This is a genomic window from Vibrio mediterranei, from assembly GCF_013364395.1.
Taxonomy (GTDB): Bacteria; Pseudomonadota; Gammaproteobacteria; order Enterobacterales; family Vibrionaceae; genus Vibrio; species Vibrio mediterranei.
The window spans coordinates 558,773-578,868 of record NZ_JABXGK010000001.1 but is presented as its reverse complement, the minus strand read 5'-3'; the positions used below and the strand labels follow the sequence as shown (position 1 = coordinate 578,868).

Annotated in this window: 15 protein-coding genes; 2 read left to right on the top strand and 13 right to left on the bottom strand. The window is 44.2% G+C overall.

Annotation, left to right across the window (positions count from 1 at the left end; all coding sequences use genetic code 11):
- Window positions 1-154: 154 nt before the first annotated feature.
- Window positions 155-1,171, top strand: a complete 1,017-nt coding sequence (locus HOP38_RS02850) for a LacI family DNA-binding transcriptional regulator (protein ID WP_198557388.1) — start codon at window positions 155-157, stop codon at window positions 1,169-1,171.
- Between the two features lie 52 nt (window positions 1,172-1,223).
- On the opposite strand, the gene galM is transcribed toward HOP38_RS02850, so the two are convergent.
- The 7 genes from galM to mglB form a co-directional block, all read right to left on the bottom strand.
- The gene (galM, locus tag HOP38_RS02845) at window positions 1,224-2,297 is read right to left on the bottom strand and encodes a galactose-1-epimerase (protein WP_198557387.1); all 1,074 of its coding nucleotides are present in this window, start codon (window positions 2,295-2,297) and stop codon (window positions 1,224-1,226) included.
- The gene (galK, locus tag HOP38_RS02840; RefSeq protein WP_006071924.1) at window positions 2,294-3,451 is read right to left on the bottom strand and encodes a galactokinase; all 1,158 of its coding nucleotides are present in this window, start codon (window positions 3,449-3,451) and stop codon (window positions 2,294-2,296) included. Before galK ends, galM begins: the two co-directional genes overlap by 4 nt.
- Before the next feature lie 78 nt (window positions 3,452-3,529).
- Window positions 3,530-4,582: a galactose-1-phosphate uridylyltransferase gene (galT, locus tag HOP38_RS02835; protein WP_198557386.1), complete on the bottom strand. Its 1,053-nt coding sequence runs from the start codon at window positions 4,580-4,582 to the stop codon at window positions 3,530-3,532.
- A gap of 52 nt (window positions 4,583-4,634) precedes the next feature.
- A complete protein-coding gene (galE, locus tag HOP38_RS02830; RefSeq protein ID WP_006071928.1) occupies window positions 4,635-5,654 on the bottom strand; it encodes a UDP-glucose 4-epimerase GalE in 1,020 nt (339 codons plus the stop codon).
- A 299-nt stretch (window positions 5,655-5,953) separates the two neighbouring features.
- On the bottom strand, window positions 5,954-6,961 hold the full coding sequence (gene mglC / locus HOP38_RS02825) for a galactose/methyl galactoside ABC transporter permease MglC (RefSeq protein ID WP_006071930.1): 1,008 nt from the start codon (window positions 6,959-6,961) through the stop codon (window positions 5,954-5,956).
- Between the two features lie 10 nt (window positions 6,962-6,971).
- The gene (mglA, locus tag HOP38_RS02820; RefSeq protein ID WP_198557385.1) at window positions 6,972-8,480 is read right to left on the bottom strand and encodes a galactose/methyl galactoside ABC transporter ATP-binding protein MglA; all 1,509 of its coding nucleotides are present in this window, start codon (window positions 8,478-8,480) and stop codon (window positions 6,972-6,974) included.
- 135 nt (window positions 8,481-8,615) lie between these two features.
- On the bottom strand, window positions 8,616-9,590 hold the full coding sequence (mglB, locus tag HOP38_RS02815) for a galactose/glucose ABC transporter substrate-binding protein MglB (RefSeq protein WP_006071934.1): 975 nt from the start codon (window positions 9,588-9,590) through the stop codon (window positions 8,616-8,618).
- A 442-nt stretch (window positions 9,591-10,032) separates the two neighbouring features.
- On the opposite strand from mglB, the gene HOP38_RS02810 reads away from it, so the two are divergent.
- The gene (locus tag HOP38_RS02810) at window positions 10,033-11,376 is read left to right on the top strand and encodes an MATE family efflux transporter (protein ID WP_038225461.1); all 1,344 of its coding nucleotides are present in this window, start codon (window positions 10,033-10,035) and stop codon (window positions 11,374-11,376) included.
- A gap of 54 nt (window positions 11,377-11,430) precedes the next feature.
- On the opposite strand, the gene HOP38_RS02805 is transcribed toward HOP38_RS02810, so the two are convergent.
- The 6 genes from HOP38_RS02805 to HOP38_RS02780 form a co-directional block, all read right to left on the bottom strand.
- A complete protein-coding gene (locus HOP38_RS02805) occupies window positions 11,431-12,516 on the bottom strand; it encodes an ABC transporter ATP-binding protein (RefSeq protein ID WP_006071937.1) in 1,086 nt (361 codons plus the stop codon).
- Between the two features lie 80 nt (window positions 12,517-12,596).
- A complete protein-coding gene (locus HOP38_RS02800; protein ID WP_198557384.1) occupies window positions 12,597-15,701 on the bottom strand; it encodes a beta-galactosidase in 3,105 nt (1,034 codons plus the stop codon).
- Between the two features lie 13 nt (window positions 15,702-15,714).
- Complete coding sequence (locus tag HOP38_RS02795; RefSeq protein ID WP_006071941.1) at window positions 15,715-16,530, bottom strand: carbohydrate ABC transporter permease; 816 nt, start codon at window positions 16,528-16,530, stop codon at window positions 15,715-15,717.
- The gene (locus HOP38_RS02790) at window positions 16,530-17,447 is read right to left on the bottom strand and encodes a carbohydrate ABC transporter permease (RefSeq protein WP_006071943.1); all 918 of its coding nucleotides are present in this window, start codon (window positions 17,445-17,447) and stop codon (window positions 16,530-16,532) included. Before HOP38_RS02790 ends, HOP38_RS02795 begins: the two co-directional genes overlap by 1 nt.
- A 72-nt stretch (window positions 17,448-17,519) precedes the next feature.
- Entirely contained in the window at window positions 17,520-18,779 is a 1,260-nt protein-coding gene (locus HOP38_RS02785; RefSeq protein ID WP_006071952.1) for an ABC transporter substrate-binding protein, read from the bottom strand.
- Between the two features lie 253 nt (window positions 18,780-19,032).
- Window positions 19,033-19,977, bottom strand: coding sequence for a LysR family transcriptional regulator (locus HOP38_RS02780; protein WP_198557383.1), 945 nt, complete (start codon window positions 19,975-19,977; stop codon window positions 19,033-19,035).
- Window positions 19,978-20,096 lie beyond the last annotated feature (119 nt).

The following is a 20,096-nucleotide window of genomic DNA, read 5'->3' as shown; positions in this document are numbered from 1 at the left end:
ATAATTTCAATTAAAGACAAAAGCAATGAATACGTGTTATGCGTCACACCTACTAGAGGATCATTAAAGCATTCTGTGATCGTGATCTTTCAAAGGTGCATTTAAGTAGGCAATTCGCTAATATATAGCTAATAAAAATATTGGCAGAGACAAGATGACGAAAAGTAAAAAGATCACTATGAGTGACATTGCTGCAGCAGCGGGCGTATCACAACCTACCGTGTCGTTAGTTCTCAATGGCTCTCAAACGGTAAAAATCTCAGAAGCAACGAAGCGCAAAGTTCTCGATACTGCGAAAGAATTGGGCTATCAAAGCAAGAAGGTCGCTCACGCGTTAGGAAGATCGAAGAAAATTGCTATGGTCGTCAATGGGCTAACCAGTTACGATCCTTTCATAGACGCAGTCAATACGGCGAGAGAAGAAGCGTGGAACAACGACTATCTACTGATTACCTTTAGCTACAATCACGATGAAATACTCGCCAATAAAATAGAAACAGAGATCAATAACGGTGATTATGCGGGACTTATTTATGCATCGAGCATGACACGTGAGCTTTCAACGCAAAGAGTACAAACTCACCTACCGACGGTTTTACTCAATTGCACCATGAGCGATCAGCAAAACACGCCATCCATCCTACCAGCAGATATGATCGGAGCTTATAAAGCCATCAAGCACCTAACGAATCAAGGCTACAGACGAATTGCTATGTTAGCTGGAGAGAGTTGGATGTATGCATCGACACAACGTATTGATGGCTACAGACAAGCGCTTATTGATGCGGATATTATTCCTAACGAGGATTACGTCTTAGAGGCCAACTGGTCCCTCAAAGAAGCTTACGAGCAAACAAATCGTTTACTGGATTTGGCTATTCCGCCCGAAGCTATATTTTGTAGTAGTGATTATATGGCGATGGGCTGTTACCAAGCGATTGCTGAACGTCAATTAAAAATCCCTAAAGACATTGCAGTTGTTGGTTATGACAACCAACAAATTGCCTCAGAGAGCTTCCCAGCACTTTCTTCTATTGAACTGCCTTACGCTGACATGGGTCGGCTGGCTGTAGATAATATCCTTGCACAAATCCAAGAACAGCCGTTACTGTCGCAAGTACGAAAAGTCGAAGGCGAACTGATTGTTCGTGCTTCTTCCACCAAGGCATAAAAAAAGTGAGCAGTGGCTCACTTTTTACTAGGCAAGTTACTTCACCAATACACTAAAACTTGAAACGATAGGTGGTTTGATGTTGGTAGTTTTCTCCTACTTCAAGTACACCATTGCTGCTCCCCCACTCTGGGCGATTTGGCCCATCAGGGAAGAACTGGGTCTCGAGAGCTAAACCATCAAGTTTATCGTAAGTGCGGCTTAAGCCAGGTGTGCCATCAAGGAAATTACCCGAATAGAATTGCACTGCAGGCTTGGTGGTCAGGACTTCCATCAAGACATCTTGCTCAGGGGATTCCAATGTCGCCACCACAGCACAGCCATCAGTGAGCTTGGCGTCAAACACAAACGCATGATCGTAACCACCTGCTGTGATTTGGTCCTGCTCCGACAAAAAATCTCGACCCACTTGCTTCAGCACTGTGAAGTCAAAGCTGGTTCCCTCTACCGGTTTTAGCTCACCAAGAGGGATCAAATCCTCTCTAGTAGGTAGATAGGCATCAGCACACATTTGCAGTTTATGATCCGTGCTCTTCGCCGTGCTAGATTCGCCAGCTAGGTTGAAATACGCATGATTGGTCAAGTTCATCGGCGTTGTCTTATCACAAGACGCCTGATAAGTAATCATCAACGCATTATCGTCAGTTAGCTGGTATTCAACTTGAACCTTAGCCGTACCAGGGAAACCTTGATCACCATCTTCCGACTGTAACGACATAACAAGAGTTGATTCAGTGTGCGAGTCGATACTCCAACGACGCTTATCAAAACCCTCTACACCCCCATGCAAAGCGTTTTCGCCATTATTACAAGTGACTTGATACGACGTGCCACCTATCTCGAATTGCCCTTTATCAATTCGATTGGCGTATCTCCCCACCACTGAACCAAAATAAGCCCCTTGCCTCATGTGCTCAGCCATATTTGGCGAACGTAACAACACTTCACGTTGTTCCCCTGGCAAGGGGAGCGAGCAACTCAGCCACGTTGCTCCGATATCCATAAAAGAAGCCGTCATACCAGATGCATTTTTAAGGTGGATCACCTTTGCAGGCAGTCCATCAAATGACGCTGATTGGGTCATAGCGTCTTCAATCGTACTAAAATGCTCGCTTGTGGTGATCATTGTGAGACAACTCCTGCGCCATCTTTTGCTTGGCAGACATAAATCGACTCTTTCAAACCTGTAGCCGCTTCATATTGCTCTGCAATAGCCGTCGTAACTGCTTCTACAAGCGTTGGTGGGATAAGAGAAACCACACAACCACCGAAACCACCGCCAGTCATACGCACACCACCTTGGTCGCCGATTACCGCTTTAACGATATCAACAATGGTGTCTATCTCTTTCACTGTGATTTCAAAATCATCGCGCATCGATGCATGAGACTGTGCCATTAGCTCACCCATACGCTTCATATCACCAGTACTTAGTGCTTTTGCCGCCTCAACCGTACGATCGTTTTCAGTAATAACGTGACGAGCACGTTTAGCGACCATCTCATCCAACTCAGAGACACGATCATTAAATTGCTCAATAGTGACATCACGCAACGCTTTCACACCAAAAATGCGAGCTGCTTCTTCACATTGCTCACGACGAGTGTTGTATTCACTGTCTACTAAGCCACGCTTTTTGTTGGAGTTAATAATCACAACCGCCATATCTTCTGGCATTGAGACTGCTTGAGTCTCTAAGCTACGACAGTCAATCAACAATGCGTGATTTTCTTTGCCTTCAGCAGAAATAAGTTGATCCATGATGCCGCAATTACAGCCCACAAATTCATTCTCTGCTTGCTGGCCGTTAAGTGCGACTTCAGCTTGCGTGATCTCTAAGTTATAAAGCGTTTTAAATGTTTGACCGATAACCACTTCTAGTGCCGCAGAAGAGCTCAGACCTGCGCCTTGCGGTACATTGCCAGACACAGAAATGTCCGCGCCACCAATTTGATAACCGCGAGCCATTAAGAACTTAACCACACCGCGAATGTAGTTCGCCCACATCTTGTCTTGTTGGAAAGTAATCTCTTGAGTGATATCAAATTCGTCAGTGGCATCCTGGTAATCCACTGACACAACGCGGACGAGATTATCGTCACGCTTAGCGGCCGCTACTACCGTTTGATAGTTAATGGCACACGGTAGGACAAAACCGTCGTTATAGTCGGTATGCTCACCAATCAGGTTTACACGACCAGGAGCTTGGATAACGTGTGTCGGCTTGTAGCCAAGTACGTTTTCAAAAGAGTTCGCTACGTTTTGGATTAGGTCTTTCATGTTTTCGTCTCTCAATACCTAATGTTGGTTTGCGTACCAACTAATGCGTTCGGCACGCAGCAACATCAAATTCTTAAATTATTGTTGTTTGTAATGAACGTCGCTCAATGCTCTTAGACGCTCTGCTGCTTGCTCAGCGGTTAAATCACGTTGTGATTCGGCCAGCATTTCATAGCCCACCATAAACTTACGAATGGTTGCAGAGCGCAATAATGGTGGGTAGAAAATAGCATGCAGCTGCCAATGCTCTGTGCTCTCACCTTCATCAAAGAATGGCGCGTAGTGCCAACCCATGGAATAAGGGAATGAACACTCAAATAAGTTGTCGTAACGAGACGTCAGCTTCTTAATTGCTACCGCTAAATCGTCTTTTTGTTCTTCACTAAGTTCACTCATGCGACGAATGTGCGTCTTAGGGAGCAACATAGTTTCGAAAGGCCACGCCGCCCAGTATGGGACCACTGCAAGCCAGTGCTCTGTTTCTACTACCGTACGGGCACCGTCTTGCATCTCTGCAGTGACATAGTCCACCAGCAGGTTTGAGCCTTGTTGCTGATAGTATTCGCGCATTAAGCGGTCTTTTCGCTCAATTTCATTAGGAAGAAAGCTGTTCGCCCAAATTTGGCCATGAGGGTGCGGCTGTGAGCAGCCCATTGCTTCACCCTTGTTTTCAAATGCTTGAACCCAAAGGTATTCTTTGCCCAATTCTTCAATTTGCTCATTCCAAGTATCAACGACACAACGAAGCTCTTGGGGGCTAAGCTCAGGAAGCGTTTTACTGTGGTCTGGCGAGAAGCAGATAACGCGACTTAAACCGCGTACCCCTTGGGTTTTAAACAACGGATTGTCTGATTCAGGAGCATCCGGAGAATCTGGCATCAAAGCCGCAAAGTCGTTACCGAACACGTAAGTGCCTTTGTAATCTGGGTTTACATCACCAGAAATGCGCTCGTTGGTCGGACACAAAAAGCATTTCTCATCGTAAGTTGGTAATTGAACGTGAGAGACCTCTTCATTCTGACCACTCCAAGGGCGCTTAGCACGGTGTGGCGATACTAGGATCCATTGGGCTGTGAGAGGGTTATAACGGCGATGTGGGTGATCTACTGGGTTAAATTCAATGCTCGACATAATGCTTACTCAATAGTTAAATTCTAAAAATCAATTGGGATAACAAGGCGGTCTATTCGCTGTCATAACCATTAGGATTGTTTGACTGCCAATGCCATGAATCAGCGGTCATGTCTTGCAATGTACGTGTTGCTTTCCAGTTTAAATCGGCTTCTGCCTTGGCCGTACTTGCCCAGCACTCTGCGATATCACCAGGACGGCGCGGCTGCAAATCATAAGGAATAGGCTTACCACAGGCTTTCGCAAAAGCATCCACCATCTCTAGTACACTGCTGCCTTTGCCTGTACCAAGGTTATAGATATGCAATCCAGACTTAAGGCCAACGGCTTTCAACGCCGCGATGTGACCATCCGCTAAATCCATGACATGAATATAATCGCGAACGCCAGTACCGTCTGGTGTTGGGTAATCATTACCAAACACCGCTAACTTTTCACGGCGACCAACAGCTACTTGAGCAATAAATGGCATTAGGTTGTTCGGAATACCTTTTGGATCCTCGCCCATAGTGCCCGAGGGATGTGCGCCAACTGGATTGAAGTAGCGTAGTAAGGTGATGCTCCACTCTTCGTCCGATGTGAATACATCGCTTAGGCAGCGCTCGACCATAAACTTGCTGGTGCCATACGGATTAGTCGTATTGCCAACAGGAGACGTTTCGGTGATAGGTACTACTTCTGGATCACCATAGACTGTGGCAGAAGAGCTGAAGATAATACTCTTCACGCCTGCTTTTCTCATTGAACGTGCAAGTACTAATGTGCCATTCACATTGTTGTCATAGTACTCGATAGGTTTGGCAACAGACTCACCCACAGCCTTGAGACCAGCAAAATGGATCACCGACTGAATTTCATTTTCCTCAAAAATACGGTCAAGTAGTGCTTCGTCGCGAATATCACCCTGATAAAATGTCGGTGCTTGACCCGTTAATGCTTCAATGCGTGATAGCACGGCTTGATTCGCATTACACAAGTTATCGATGATGATAGGCTCGATACCACTTTCCAGCATTTGAACGCAGGTATGACTGCCGATATAGCCCATTCCACCCGTCACTAGTACTTTCACATTACACTCCTACGTTAAACTCTGATTATTGAGCGAGTTGTTACGCGAATACGCTCGTTATTCTCAAACTGAGGAAATTGTAGCAATAGCCAGCAAGATCGATCTGTGATCAAGCGCAAAAAGTGTAAACGTTTACACTAATTTCAATAAAAAACAGCTACTGATAGCGTAAAAGTGGATATGAACACCTTTAATTAAGGACCCTAAACCCAAAAACCAAAGTTAAACGATTACACAAATTTAACCAATAGCTGTGAAAAGGAAACAAAAAGGCGCCCGAAATGGACGCCTATTGGAAGTTACTTCTTGTTCGCGTACTTCATTGAGTCAAGTGCGACCGCGAAGATAATGATGGAACCTTTAATGATGTACTGCCAGTACGGACTCACACCAATATAAGTCATACCATAGTTGATAACGGTGAAGATAAGAACACCGGTAACGACCCCGGCGATACTACCGACACCACCTGCAAAGGACACACCACCCACCACACAGGCCGCAATGGCATCAAGCTCGTAGAGGAAACCTAAGTTGTTGGTGGCACTACCGATACGGCCTGCTTCTAACATACCGCCGAAAGCGTAGAATACACCAGACAACGCGTACACTTTTAACAGCGTCATTGGTACGTTAACGCCCGATACTTTCGCAGCTTCCGGGTTACCACCCACTGCAAAGATGTTTTTACCAAAGACCGTCTTGTTCCATAGAATCCACATAAAGATGATGGCGATAATGGCGTAGAAGGTTATGTAGGAGAACCTAAAATCTCCCATCCGTATAAAACCTTGCGTGAACACAGAAAAGCGCTCATCGAAACCTGCAATCGGTGATGCACCTACAGAGTCGTAGTAAAGAGAGTTAATACCATAAACGATGATCATCGTACCTAGAGTAGCGATGAACGGTGTTACTTTGAGGTAAGCAACGATGATACCGTTCACTAAACCGATGATTGCACCGATAGCACAAACAACAAGGATAACCGCAACAATTGGCACTTCACCAATGCTTGGGAAAACCTTGTTTACGTTATCAACGGATTGCAGTAACGTCGCGGAGACCACCGCTGCTAAACCAACCTGACGGCCTGCAGAAAGGTCAGTACCCTGAGTCACAATCAAGCCAGCCACACCCAGAGCGATAATGACACGCACCGAGGACTGAGTCAGGATGTTACTGAAGTTACGTAAACTTAAGAAAGACGGCTCTTGAATCACGATTACCGCTAACAAGATAAAAAGAACCGCATAAATAGCCCCTTCTTTGAGGTGCTTTAGTGCAAATGTTTTTACTGAGTCCATAATATTTTTCCTAGAGGTAACGAGAGGCCAGCTCTAAAATTTCATTCTGAGTAGTATTCTTCGTCTCGACGACACCAGCAGCACGACCATTACTCATCACAAGAATTCGGTCGGTGATACCCAATAGTTCCGGCATTTCTGAAGAGATAATGATGATGCCTTTGTTCTTCTTCGCTAACTCTAAAATAAGTTGATAGATTTCGAACTTCGCACCAACGTCGATACCACGAGTTGGTTCATCAAGCATGAGAATTTCAGGTTGCGTTAACAACCAGCGACCAATGATGACCTTTTGTTGGTTACCACCAGACAGTGATCCAATCGCCGTTTCATGACCCGGCGTCTTCACGCTCATTGAATCAATCACCCATTGAGTGTCACTTTTCATTTTCTTATTGCTTAGCAAACCAGACTTGGTTTTGTATTCCTCAACGTTCGCCACTAAGGAGTTAAAGGTAATATCAAGATTGCCGTAGATACCGGTCGAGCGACGCTCTTCGGTAACCAAAGCAAAACCATTGTTGATCGCCTCATGCGCATCTCGATTTCGCATCTCTTTGCCGTTAAGCAAAATGGTGCCTTCGCTGCGCTCTCGAACACCAAAAATGGTTTCTACGATGTCAGTTCGTTTTGAACCCACCAAACCTGCAACCCCTAGGATTTCGCCGGCTTTAAGTTCAAATGAAACATCTTGAATAGAAGGTTGGTTAAGTGCGGTGAGATTTTTGACCTCAAGAATCGTTTCTTTAGGTACATTACTTTTTTCTGGGAAACGCTGCGTCAGTTCACGACCTACCATCATGGCGATAATAGAGTCCATAGTGAGACCTTCAAGAGGGCGCGTATCGACCCATTGACCATCACGGAGAATGGTGATGTCATCACAAATGGCAAAGATCTCTTCCATTTTGTGTGAGATATAAACAACGCCGCACCCTTTATCTTTCAATTTCTTGATGATGGTAAACAGGTGGTTTACCTCTTTCTCAGTCAGAGAGGAGGTTGGCTCGTCCATGATCACGATTTTTGCATCGTAAGAGAACGCTTTAGCGATTTCCAACATCTGCATTTGTGATACCGATAAGGTATTCACTTTCACTTTAGGATCGATATTGATGTCGAGTTCTTTAAAGATCTCTTTGGTATCATGGTACATTTTGTCGTGATCGACAAAGAGGCCTTTCTTTGGATAGCGGCCAAGCCAAATATTATCCATAACGGTACATTGAAGTACCTGGTTCAATTCTTGGTGAACCATTGAAACCCCAGATTCCAATGCTTCTTTTGATGATTGAAAATCGACATGCTCTCCTAGGAAAACAATATCGCCTTCATCTTTTTCGTATATTCCGAATAGGCATTTTAGTAACGTCGACTTACCCGCCCCATTCTCACCCATTAACGCATGAATAGAGTGTGGTCGAACTTTAAGATTTACCTTGTCTAATGCCTTAACCCCTGGGAAAGACTTACTCACCCCTGTCATTTCTAACAGAAATTCATGCTGTTGATTTTCCATGGCATCACTTATTAATTATCTGGTATTAGGTAGAAATCAGACAAAACAATCCCATACCAATAATTTTAATGATTGGTATCGATATGCTTGGTAGGGATTAAGGGAGAAGTTATCACTTCTCCCTTATTTGCGAGATTATTCTAGAGTTGACTTATCAACGCCAACATAAGGAACACGTACAACTTTGTTGTTCAGTTCCCACTGAGTGCCTTCAGTTGCCGCTTTGCCATTTGCTAGGTTACGAGCCAATTCAAATGTTGCTTTTGCTTGAGAGTCTGCATCGTTAAGCACAGTACCCGCCATTTCACCAGACTTGATAAGCGCTAGTGCTTCCGCTAGAGCATCAACACCGAACACAGGGATATCAGCACCCGCACCTTTCAGAGCTTCTACTGCGCCCATTGCCATACCGTCGTTGTTAGCAATAACCACTTCAATCTTGTTACCGTTAGGGCCAGACAACCATGCGTCCATCTTATCTTTCGCCATCGCTGTATCCCACATGCCTGTATCCATGTGTAGCTCTTCAGTCTTGATGCCGTTGTCATTGATAGTTTTTACAGAGTACGTAGTACGTGCTTCTGCATCTGGGTGACCTGGTTCGCCTTTAAGAAGAACATAAGATAGAACGCCGTCGCCGTTCTTATCCCAAGATGGATTCGCTTTCCATTGCTGAGCAATTAAGTCACCTTGGATGATGCCTGACTCTTTAGAGTCAGTACCTACATAGTAAGCCTTATCATAGCTTGCTAGTGCTTTAGCACTTGGTTCTTTGTTATAGAAAACAATTGGCACGTCATCCATTTTCGCTTTCTGGATGATGGTTGGTGCCGCTGCAGGGTCAACTAGGTTGATAGCAAGCGCTTGAACGCCACGAGCAAGCATTACATCAACTTGGTCATTTTGCATAGACTGGCTGTTCTGAGAATCGTTCATCAGGATGCGAGTATCGCTGTCTTGGCCTGCTTCTTTCTCGATAGCTTGGCGAACTACAGACATGAAGTTATCGTCGTACTTGTAGATAGTAAAACCTACTGTTGTGCTTGCAACTGCTTGAGTTCCGAAGCCCATACCAGCACATAGCGCAGCTAGAAGAGTTAACTTTTTCATTGAACAAGTCCTATTTGTTAATTTTATAGTGTTTGTGTAGGGGATAAAAACGTTATTGTTTGACTAAATTGCATTCAAAGTGAAAACGTTTAACCCAGAGTATAGTGATAAAATGAACAATTAATGTGAGGAAGTTAAAAAAATTTACAAACGTAACAACATCTGTAACGAGTTGTTTAATTTGTTTGAAATGGTTAACACATCATGTAAAAACAAGCTCTCTGAACGTTTCATAGTGTAACATCGAGATCTTGGTCTCCTTTTTTACCGAATTTTGCTGCTGTAATTCTTACGTATTCTCGATCTTCTATGAGAACGTTTACAATAGTTCGAAATATGTCAAACTATCCCCTACCTTTACTAGTGGTATTGCGTTTACTCTATTTGAGAGTACACTTGCCGCCCCTTTAATCAGCTCCTCTATTTAATTAGGCGTAATCGAATGTCTGAAAATGCTTCAGCGCTCAGCAAACGAATGAATATCGTAGCGTTGACTTGGCCAATCTTTATTGAAGTTTTGCTAAGAACCGCACTTAATACCACGGATGTGTTTATGCTCAGTGGGTACTCCGACTTAGCGGTATCCGCTGTTGGTGTTATTACCCAAATTACTTTCTTCTTGATTGTTGTTTCCATGATGGTAAGCAGTGGTACAGGAATACTTATCGCTCAATACAACGGCGCATCCAAATTCAGCGAGTCTGCACAAACTGGTGTTGCCAGTATCCTGTTAGCGGTAGTGGTCGGTGGCGTTCTCAGTCTGTCACTGTTTTTAGGGGCGGAACATTTTATCGCGCTATTTGGTCTTGAAGATCAAGTAGCAGCCTTTGGTTACGAATACCTGATCATCAGCGGCTCCATGACGTTCAATGTCACCATAGGCATAGTACTGACTACAATATTACGTAGTCATGGTTACTCACGATCCCCTATGGTTATCAACCTCATCGCTGGGGTGATTAATATCGCCGGTAACTATGTAGCGCTGTACCAACCATTTGGGTTGCCAGTCTTTGGCGTTAGTGGCGTTGCGACTGCGACAGTAGTCAGCCAAGTGATCGGTACCTTATTGATGATCTGGGTCGTTCGTAAAAAACGCATTGAGCTGCCATTTAACCAATGGCGCGAGATCCCTAAAGCACTGTACAAAAAGATTATGAAGATCGGTGCCATGAACGCCGGAGAAATTCTCTCTTACAACATGGCGCAAATGACCATCGTATATTTTGTGGTGCAGATGGGAACCTCTTCCCTTGCCGCTTACACTTACGCACAGAACATCACTCGCGTGTCGTTTGCTTTTGCATTAGCTCTTGGGCAAGCCGGACAAATTCAGGCCAGCTACTTTATCGGTAAAGGCTGGATCGATGACATCTTAGGCCGAGTTCAAAAATACTATTTAGTGGGCCTAATCGCATCGACTGGTATTGTTGTACTGCTGTTTCTGTTCCGTTATCCATTGATTGATCTGTTCACACAAGATAGCGAAATTGTTGTTTTGGTGGCACTGCTTATTGGCGGTTCAATATTTGTCGAGTCTGGACGCGTATCCAACTTAATATTCATCGCCGCACTCAAAGGTGCTGGCGATATCAAGTTCCCTGTAAAAATGGGAATCTTGAGCATGTGGGGTATTGCGGTTCTGTTTGCCTATCTGCTTGGCATTCATTGGGGCTATGGCGTAATAGGCGCTTGGATTGCTATTGGTATGGATGAGTGGGTTCGCGGTATCGTAATGATTCGACGCTGGCGCTCTAAAGTATGGACACGCTTCGCCTTGACGTAGCGGATAAAAAGTAGCGGATAGAAAAATGGGCTAGCGATTGCTAGCCCATTTTAGTTAGATGTTCGAAATACAAAGTGAATCTAAGAAGATATGGCAATCTTCTACATTGAAACTCAGATCCAACTCATCACCACGAACAACTTCAAAGTCACCTGAAACGTGCACTCGATAGTTATCAAAGCCCGCTACCATACCAAACAGGTATGTGCTGTTCCCCAAGCGCTCTACTGCTTGTGTTGAGAAATGAAGCTTCTGCTCACCAGAGTTATCCAAAGCAATATGCTCAGGACGCAGACCAAAGCTCACCTTATCGCCTTCTTTTACTTTAGACGTATCCACCTTGACCTTAATAGACTGCTCATCTGGTAATGAAATGGTAATGCTATCATCACCAACACTGGTAACGTGTGCAGGTAGCATGTTCATCTTTGGCGAACCGATAAAACCAGCCACAAACTCGTTAGCTGGACTGTTGTAGAGCTCAAGCGGAGAACCCACTTGCTCTACTTGACCATCACGTAATACGACAATCTTATCAGCTAGGGTCATCGCCTCTACCTGATCGTGGGTAACGTAGATCATCGTGGTATCAAGCTCGCGGTGCAAACTGGCAATTTGCAAGCGCATGTCTACACGCAGTTCGGCATCAAGGTTTGATAGAGGCTCGTCAAACAAGAATACTTTTGGATCACGAACAATCGCACGCCCAATCGCCACACGCTGACGCTGACCACCTGACATATCTTTAGGTTTGCGATCCATAAGATGATCAAGTTGTAGGGCTTTTGCTGCGCGGTCTACTCGCGTTTTGATTTCGTCTTTAGGGAAGCCATTCATCTTCATCCCAAAGCCCATGTTCTCCTCAACCGTTAAATGCGGATATAGCGCGTACGATTGGAATACCATCGCAATTCCACGCTCAGCCGGGTCAACATGGTTCACCACTTTGTTATCAATTTCTAAAACACCATCGGTGATCTCTTCGAGACCAGCAATTAGACGTAGTAGCGTTGATTTACCACAGCCCGATGGACCGACAAAAACAACGAATTCGCCTTTTTTGATATCAAGATCCACACCGTGAATAACGGTTGCATCACCATAGCGCTTCACTACATTGGAAAGTTTAATATCTGCCATGTTCTATCCTTTATTCTTTTTGTTCGCTTGCTAAGCGTCTCCTTAGCAAGCGAAGTTCAATCTCTATGAATGATGAAACGCTATGCGTACGCTGACATACGCAGCGTCAACTGATAGCGATATTGTTCAGCAAGCAACTTGAATTCTTCATGAACGCTTGGTGTCCATGAGTCATCACCGCCCACGCCCATATGGAAGCCATCGACGCGCACAAACAGTTTTCCGCTGTCCACCAATTCATTGGTATGTTTCGCTGCTTTCATCACTTCAGTGCTATAGCGACTGACGGAGAGGTGGTGCTCACCAGTAATCGATAACGCGCCAATTTGGCTCTGTTTAACATCACTGCGTAGGCCACAATCAGTTGGGAATATATAGGGCGTATGCATCTCTTCAATAGACGCTTGATAACGTCCCATATGCGCCGCCAGTTTTCTATCGCTGTAGTTTTCAAAAGGACCACGTCCATACCAGCTAACTGAATCGATTGTGTTAGCAAGTGCTAACTCCATACCGACTCGAGGCAGTGATGGCAGACCTTTAGCCGCGTTGACCGTTACATCTACGTTGACTTCACCATCATTGAAGACTTGATAAGTCCATAGTGTTTCAAACACTAACTGCCCTTCAAACGTATGAGCGTAGCGAGATTCTACTTGGTGGTATTTGCCACGAGCAAAGTGGTCAAAGCCAATACATTCGGCCGTCAACGATGGCAGACCTGCCGCATCCCAACGAGCTAGCCATGTTGTTGGATCCACTCGGTCAGCTTCACTGGTGCCGATGTCATTATCCAATGGCGCACGGTAGAAGTTATCTTTTGGAGCTTGCAGTAACGACTCTTGTCCTGCTACTAACCAAGACGTTAGATACCCTGTTGCGCTATCAAACGTAATAGATTGCTCACCCGCAGTCAGCGTCAAGGTATCACCTTTCACTACTGCATCAGGCAAACCAGAATCGTTACTTAGTTGCGGTGCTAGACCAAACTTCGCAGGCAAGGTAATTTGCTCTGCTGACACGAGATGACCAGCCTCAGACCATGTGGTTGCAGAGGTTTTTACAATCTCAACATTAAGATGGTAATCACTACCTAACTTAGTTTCTGGTAATGCTTCAGCTAACTGAATATCAAGGTGACCTTCTGGAGAGATAATTAACTCCGTAGAGCCTTGGGCTATGGCAAAACCATCTTCTGTAATAGTCCAGTTTAATACCTCATCGCTTGGCGATGTAAATAGGTACTCACTTTGTACTCGAATCACTACAGGCTCAGTAGAGCGAAGGGTGACTTGATGGAATTGTTGCGCCTTTTTCGCTTCAAACAAAGTAGGATGCACGGTGCGGTCAGGGAAAATGAGACCATTGATACAGAACTGTCGGTCATTGATGTCATCACCAAAATCACCGCCATATGCCCAGTACTGAGTGCCATTTTCGTCGGTCTTAGTCAAACCTTGGTCTACCCAGTCCCAAATGAAACCACCTTGTAAGCGTGGGTACTCGCGGAACACATCCCAGTATTTGTCGAAGCTACCTAAACTGTTCCCCATTGCGTGTGCGTATTCGCAAAGGATAAGCGGACGCTCTTCGCCCGGCATTCCAAGCCACTTTTTGATGGCAAGTTTTGGAGTAACCGTTGGGTCGATATGATGACGCTGATCGCTGTCCACACGAGCATACATCGGCACGATAATATCGGTTGCTGCCGTATCGGAACCGCCACCTTCATATTGTACCGGACGTGATGGATCGCGAAGTTTAGTCCATTGGTACATTGCATGATGGTTGTTACCAATACCTGACTCATTGCCTAAAGACCAAATGATAATGGATGGGTGGTTTTTATCGCGCTCAACCAAACGAGTCATTCTACGCATATACGCGTTCATCCATGTGACATCATCTGACAGACGACACATTGGGAACTGACCGTGCGTTTCGATGTTGGCCTCATCAACTAGATATAAGCCGTATTCGTCACATAACTCATACCAAAGTGGATCATTCGGATAGTGTGCAGTGCGCACTGCATTGAAGTTGTATTGTTTAAGCAGTTTGATGTCTTCAATCATGCCTTCACGAGTCATAGTGTGACCCATTTCTGGATGATGTTCGTGACGGTTAACCCCGCGTACCAACAGTGCCTTACCGTTCACCTTCAATTGACCGTCAGTGATCTCAACGCTGCGGAAGCCAACGTTGTATGCTTCACAATCCACCAACTGACCATCTTCGTCATTAAGAGAAACCACTAGACGGTAAAGATTCGGCTCTTCAGCACTCCATTTTTTCGGGTTTTCAATAGCAACCTGATGCTCAGCGACTTCTTGCCACGGACCTTTCTCATCGATGATGCGCTGACCACATAGTGCAGACTTGCGCCCAAAGATGCTATTGCCCAATTCATCAAACAGCTCAATATTGACGCTAAATGGTGAGGCCTTCTCAGTAAGCTTAGTGGTGACTTTTAGCACTGCATCGCGGTAGCACGCATCAAGCTCAGTGTTAACCTGTACATCAGCAATGGCTGTTTTTGGCTTAGTGCGCAGAGTAACGTTACGGAAAATTCCACTCAGCCACCACATATCTTGATCTTCGAGATACGAACCGTCAGACCAACGAAGAACCATCACTGATAATTGGTTTTCACCTTCAACGACAAAGTCAGTCAGGTCGAACTCAGCCGCTAGACGACTGTCTTGAGAATAACCAACCCATACTCCATTACACCAGATATGAAATGCCGAGTTCACACCATCGAAAGTCACGGTTTGGCGCTCATCAGCTTTGACGCTGTCGAGTGTGAATGACACACGATACAACCCTGTTGGGTTATCCTGCGGCACGATTGGTGGGGTATCAGCAAACGGATACTTAACATTGGTATAGATAGGTTTATCAAAACCCTGCAGTTGCCAGTTACTTGGCACTTGAATCGCGTCCCATTGACTGTCGTCAAACGCAGTTTCAACACACGATGCTTCAACCTGCTCCGGTTGAGAGAACAACTTAAATTTCCATTCACCGTTTAGCGAGCGCATATTCTCAGACGGTCGGTTCTCTTTTGCAGCAACTTCACTGTGAAACGCATTAAGCGGCGCATGTGCGTCCAGAACGTTATGATGCGTTACATGCTGGTTTTCCCACTCTCTAGCGGAAATTACTTGATCGAAAGTTCTCATTCTAAACATCTCACTATTTCACAGAGCCAGTCATACCGGCCACAAATTGCTTCTGCATCAAAAAGAATACGGCTAGGGTTGGAATGGTTGCCACCACAGTCCCCACCATAATGATGCCAAAATCAGGGAAGTAGGCTGACGACAAAGAGGACAGCACTAAGTTAATTGTTTTTAGTTCGGCAGATTGCAATACAATCAACGGCCATAAAAAGGCATTCCACGACGTCATAAAGACGATAATAAAGGCAGCCGCGTACGTGGTTTTCATCACGGGCATATAAACAAACAGGTAGATTTTCCAATCTTTCACACCATCAACTCGCGCCGCATCAATAAGTTCTGATGGGAACGCTTTAGTACATTGGCGGAAATAAAACACAATGAATACTGAAGCAATGGTCGGTAGCATCACTGCAAGGTGAGTATCCAACAGACCTGCCTTCGCCATTAGTGTGAACAGTGGAATCATCAGCGCGGCAAATGGAATCATCATTGTCAGCAGCATGGCACTGTAAACACGGTCACGAACCTTGCTCTTATACACTTCAAAACCATAACCAGCCATGGATGAGATTAGCAGCGTAAACAGCGTACTAATAATGGCAATCTTCGAGGTATTGTAGAAAATTAGCCAAAGGTCAATTTGCTCATTCAATTTAGCTAAGTTAATCAGTAATTGGTCACCAAAAGTGAATTTACCCGTATTAACCTGAGTCGTTGTGTTAGTACTGGACACAATCATCCAATAAAACGGAAATAATGAGACTAACGAGAATATTGATAGAAATGCGTACATTAAACCACGCATCGCTTTGTTTTTATTGTTCATTATTTATCCCTCGCAATTCTAAATTGAAGCATTGCTAGAATAGCGGCAAAGAATACGATGACGTACGATACCGTTGCTGCATAACCGAAGTTTGGAACAAACTTAAATGACAGGTCATAGATATACATAGATAACGTTAGAGTTTCATTCGCAGGACCACCAGCGGTAATATTCACCACCTCATCAAATAACTGCAATGTACCAATGGTCGACATAACCGTAGTAAATAGGATTACTGGCTTAAGCAAGGGAACCGTAATAAAGAAGAACTGTTTAATAGGACTCACACCTTCAATACGCGCAGCTTCATAAATTGACTTATCTATGTTCTGCATTGCAGACAAGAAGAAGATCATGTTATAGCCAGTCCAGCGCCACGTAATCGCAATAATAATGGTTACTTTGGCCCAAAATGGGTCAGCCATCCATGGAATTGGGTCGCTTACAATGCCTGTCCACATAAGGAATGAGTTCACAATACCTTCATACGCAAACATACTCTTAAATAGAATCGAGTAAGCTACCAAGGAAGTAACACATGGTAGGAAAATCGCTAAGCGGAATAAGCTTCTGAATTTAAGATTTGGTGAGTTTAAACAAGACGATAATGCTAACGAAAGCAAGATCATAATAGGCACTTGAATAATCAAGAAAATAAACGTATTCGAGAGTGCTTTTAAAAATACAGGATCGTTAAATAAACGAGTTACGTTGCCAAAACCAACGAACTCCATAATAACACCACGTCCAGAGTGCATGGCCATCCAAAGTGAATTCACTATTGGGTAGATCATAAATAAGGACACTAATATGACGGCAGGTAAAACGAAACCCCAGCCATTAATATCATAAAAACGCTGAAAGCTATTTTTATTGTTTTTGGAGTTAGACTTAATCGTCTTGACTAATTCACTCATAATGACACCAACAAAGAGAAGAAAAGGCCCCCACCCTGACTCGCAGCAGAGATGGGGGCAAAGGAAAAACGATTATTGAATTTGATATTTCAGTTGTTGCTCAACACTTTCTAAGACTTTGTCGATTGGTGCACCTTGCATGATTGAAGGCATCTGCGCTGCAATCGCAGCATCGACTTCATAGGTGTACATACCATAGTTAACCGCTGGAATTTCAGCAGCCCACTTGTTGAAGTCTGCGTAAATCTTTTGGTTATTGAAGTAGCTATCTTCATATTGGTAGGCTTGTGTGTTACCAGCTGGTAAGTAAGAACCTACTGCACCTTGCTTCTTAAGAATTTCGTTGTAGAACTCTTTGTCTGAGCCAAAAGTTTGATTTAAGAAGTCGATGGCTGTATCTGCTTCTTTCGATGCACTCAATACATACCAGCTTGAACCACCAAGGTTAGAGCTGTTCACTGCTCCTTCTACATTCAAGCGTGGTGTTGGTGCGACCGCCCATTTACCTTCTTGACCTTCACCAGCTTTCACTGATGCTGTAATCCAAACACCAGTCGTAATAGAAGCAACAGCGCCGCTATTTACCGAACCAACCCACTCAGACCAGCCAATGGTAGGACGCGCGATTTCTGTCGTATGAAGATCACGGAAAATCTTAATGCCTTCTTCAAGCGCTTTGTTGTTTGCAATGTTTAAGCTACCATCTTGGTTGAAGTACCAACTGCCTGCACCTTGAATCATGACGCGCAGCAAACCAAGGTCAGATGGATTATTACCTAGCATGGAAACGCCAGTTTTCTCTTTCACTTGTTTGCCAATTTCAATGAAACGGTCCCAAGTAATATTTTCCATGTCCTTAGCGCTGAAGCCTGCTTTTTCAAGAATATCAGTACGGTAGTAAAGGCCTGATACCCCAGTATCAAATGGTAGGCCATATACTTCGTCGCCGACGGTCATTACATTCACTTTGTACGGAGCAAACTTAGTGTAATCAACGACATTTGTCATAGGAGCAAATGAGCCAGGATATGACTGTAAGTATTTCTGAGCATTGTAATCTTCAATCAATACCACATCAGGCAATGCCGACGTGATTCCAGACGCTAGCATAGTATGCAGCTTCTGTTCGATATCCGCTTTCGCAAAATCAACGACTTTAATGTTTACATCTTCATGCTTCGCTTCGTATTTCTCGGCAGCTTCTTGCATGATGGCCACATTAAAGTTTGGATCCCATGCCCACACCGTGATGTCTTTCGCGAATGCTGTTTGACTGAAACAAGCTAAACCTACTGCAGAGGCCACTAATCCTTTAACCATTTGCTTCTTCATAACTGTTATTCTCATTTTTTGTAGGGGTTTTTGCTTCCATTTGGAAACGTTTACACAGAGAAATTAGCATTTATTTTTTAGAATTAAAGGGGGAGAGATGGGATTTTTGATCTATTGTCGCTAGAAATTGCTTAGGTTGTGGGTCTGATCACTTTCTTAACAGAATTGTTAGCAGTTAGCCTCCATATGCAACTAACTGCTAATTTGGATACGTTAACAATTGTTACAGCGCAAACTTGTGTAATCCTTACCACTAAAGTGTGGTTTCATGCAGCGACGATAAAATGGCTTCATATATGGTGTCTTTTAGCCAATGAATTTTATCGCTCATGTGCGACTGCTTCTTCCAAATCATAGAGATATCAAAATCAGCCACGGGCACTGGTGGTGGAGCGGATGTAAGGTTAGTTTGAATCAGGTTAATCTTGGCCATTTTTTCGGGCACTATCGCAAACATCTCACGACCAGTAACTAAACGCCCTATCGTCAGAAAGTTTCGCGAGACGGCAGTGACTTCACGGGATAATCCAATTGACTCTAGCTGCTTATCGACGTTACTCGTGAAGTTACCCTCCGGACTGACTAAGCAATGCGGCAGAGAGGCGAAGGTCTCGATATCCAATTCGCCAACCTTCACCAAACTACTGTCATAGATACAGACGTGTTTTTCAGTGTAGAGCTTTTGCGCACTAAACTGCTGCTCTAAATCGGGAATACTACCGATGATGATGTCTAAGTTTTCCTGCTCACTGACTGAACGGTAATTGTGTCGATTAACATTGATGAAACTGACTTTTGCGCCAGGGGCTTGTGACACTATGGCGTCATAAATAGTTGGAGCAAAGATAAACTCCGCGTAATCAGTTAATCCTATTTTGCAGATTCCGCGATAATTCTTTGCCAAGAATTGTTCTGTGGGTAACACGTTAAATTGCACCAGATTTAATATCTGTTCTACCGTTGGATACAGCTCTGTAGCTCGCTCTGTCGGTACCATTTGATGACCTTTGCGTTCAAAAAGTCGGTCCCCACACAAAGTTCGTAACTTAGATAAACTGTGACTCATTGCTGACTGACTGACAAAGCTCTTCTCAGCCGCTACAGACACACTGCGTGTTTGGTAAAGGTGAAAGAATACGATCAACAAATTTAAATCAATGCGTTTCCAATCAATCTTCTCTCGTCCAGTTTCACTCATAGTATCTATCAAATCTATTAATTTGAATCATTATAGATGAGTCAGTAGCATCGGCGCTAATCGAAATTGTTATTTTCATAAGATAGGTGCGCAGGTGTCTACGTTAAGCAAAGAAACCA

What these genes read in the sequence shown, in the direction of transcription:
- HOP38_RS02850 (WP_198557388.1), top strand. Translation starts at nt 155, where the DNA reads ATGACGAAAAGTAAAAAGATCACTATGAGTGACATTGCTGCAGCAGCG.
- galM (WP_198557387.1), bottom strand. Translation starts at nt 2,297, where the DNA reads ATGATCACCACAAGCGAGCATTTTAGTACGATTGAAGACGCTATGACC.
- galK (WP_006071924.1), bottom strand. Translation starts at nt 3,451, where the DNA reads ATGAAAGACCTAATCCAAAACGTAGCGAACTCTTTTGAAAACGTACTT.
- galT (WP_198557386.1), bottom strand. Translation starts at nt 4,582, where the DNA reads ATGTCGAGCATTGAATTTAACCCAGTAGATCACCCACATCGCCGTTAT.
- mglC (WP_006071930.1), bottom strand. Translation starts at nt 6,961, where the DNA reads ATGGACTCAGTAAAAACATTTGCACTAAAGCACCTCAAAGAAGGGGCT.
- mglA (WP_198557385.1), bottom strand. Translation starts at nt 8,480, where the DNA reads ATGGAAAATCAACAGCATGAATTTCTGTTAGAAATGACAGGGGTGAGT.
- mglB (WP_006071934.1), bottom strand. Translation starts at nt 9,590, where the DNA reads ATGAAAAAGTTAACTCTTCTAGCTGCGCTATGTGCTGGTATGGGCTTC.
- HOP38_RS02810 (WP_038225461.1), top strand. Translation starts at nt 10,033, where the DNA reads ATGTCTGAAAATGCTTCAGCGCTCAGCAAACGAATGAATATCGTAGCG.
- HOP38_RS02805 (WP_006071937.1), bottom strand. Translation starts at nt 12,516, where the DNA reads ATGGCAGATATTAAACTTTCCAATGTAGTGAAGCGCTATGGTGATGCA.
- HOP38_RS02800 (WP_198557384.1), bottom strand. Translation starts at nt 15,701, where the DNA reads ATGAGAACTTTCGATCAAGTAATTTCCGCTAGAGAGTGGGAAAACCAG.
- HOP38_RS02795 (WP_006071941.1), bottom strand. Translation starts at nt 16,530, where the DNA reads ATGAACAATAAAAACAAAGCGATGCGTGGTTTAATGTACGCATTTCTA.
- HOP38_RS02790 (WP_006071943.1), bottom strand. Translation starts at nt 17,447, where the DNA reads ATGAGTGAATTAGTCAAGACGATTAAGTCTAACTCCAAAAACAATAAA.
- HOP38_RS02785 (WP_006071952.1), bottom strand. Translation starts at nt 18,779, where the DNA reads ATGAAGAAGCAAATGGTTAAAGGATTAGTGGCCTCTGCAGTAGGTTTA.
- HOP38_RS02780 (WP_198557383.1), bottom strand. Translation starts at nt 19,977, where the DNA reads ATGAGTGAAACTGGACGAGAGAAGATTGATTGGAAACGCATTGATTTA.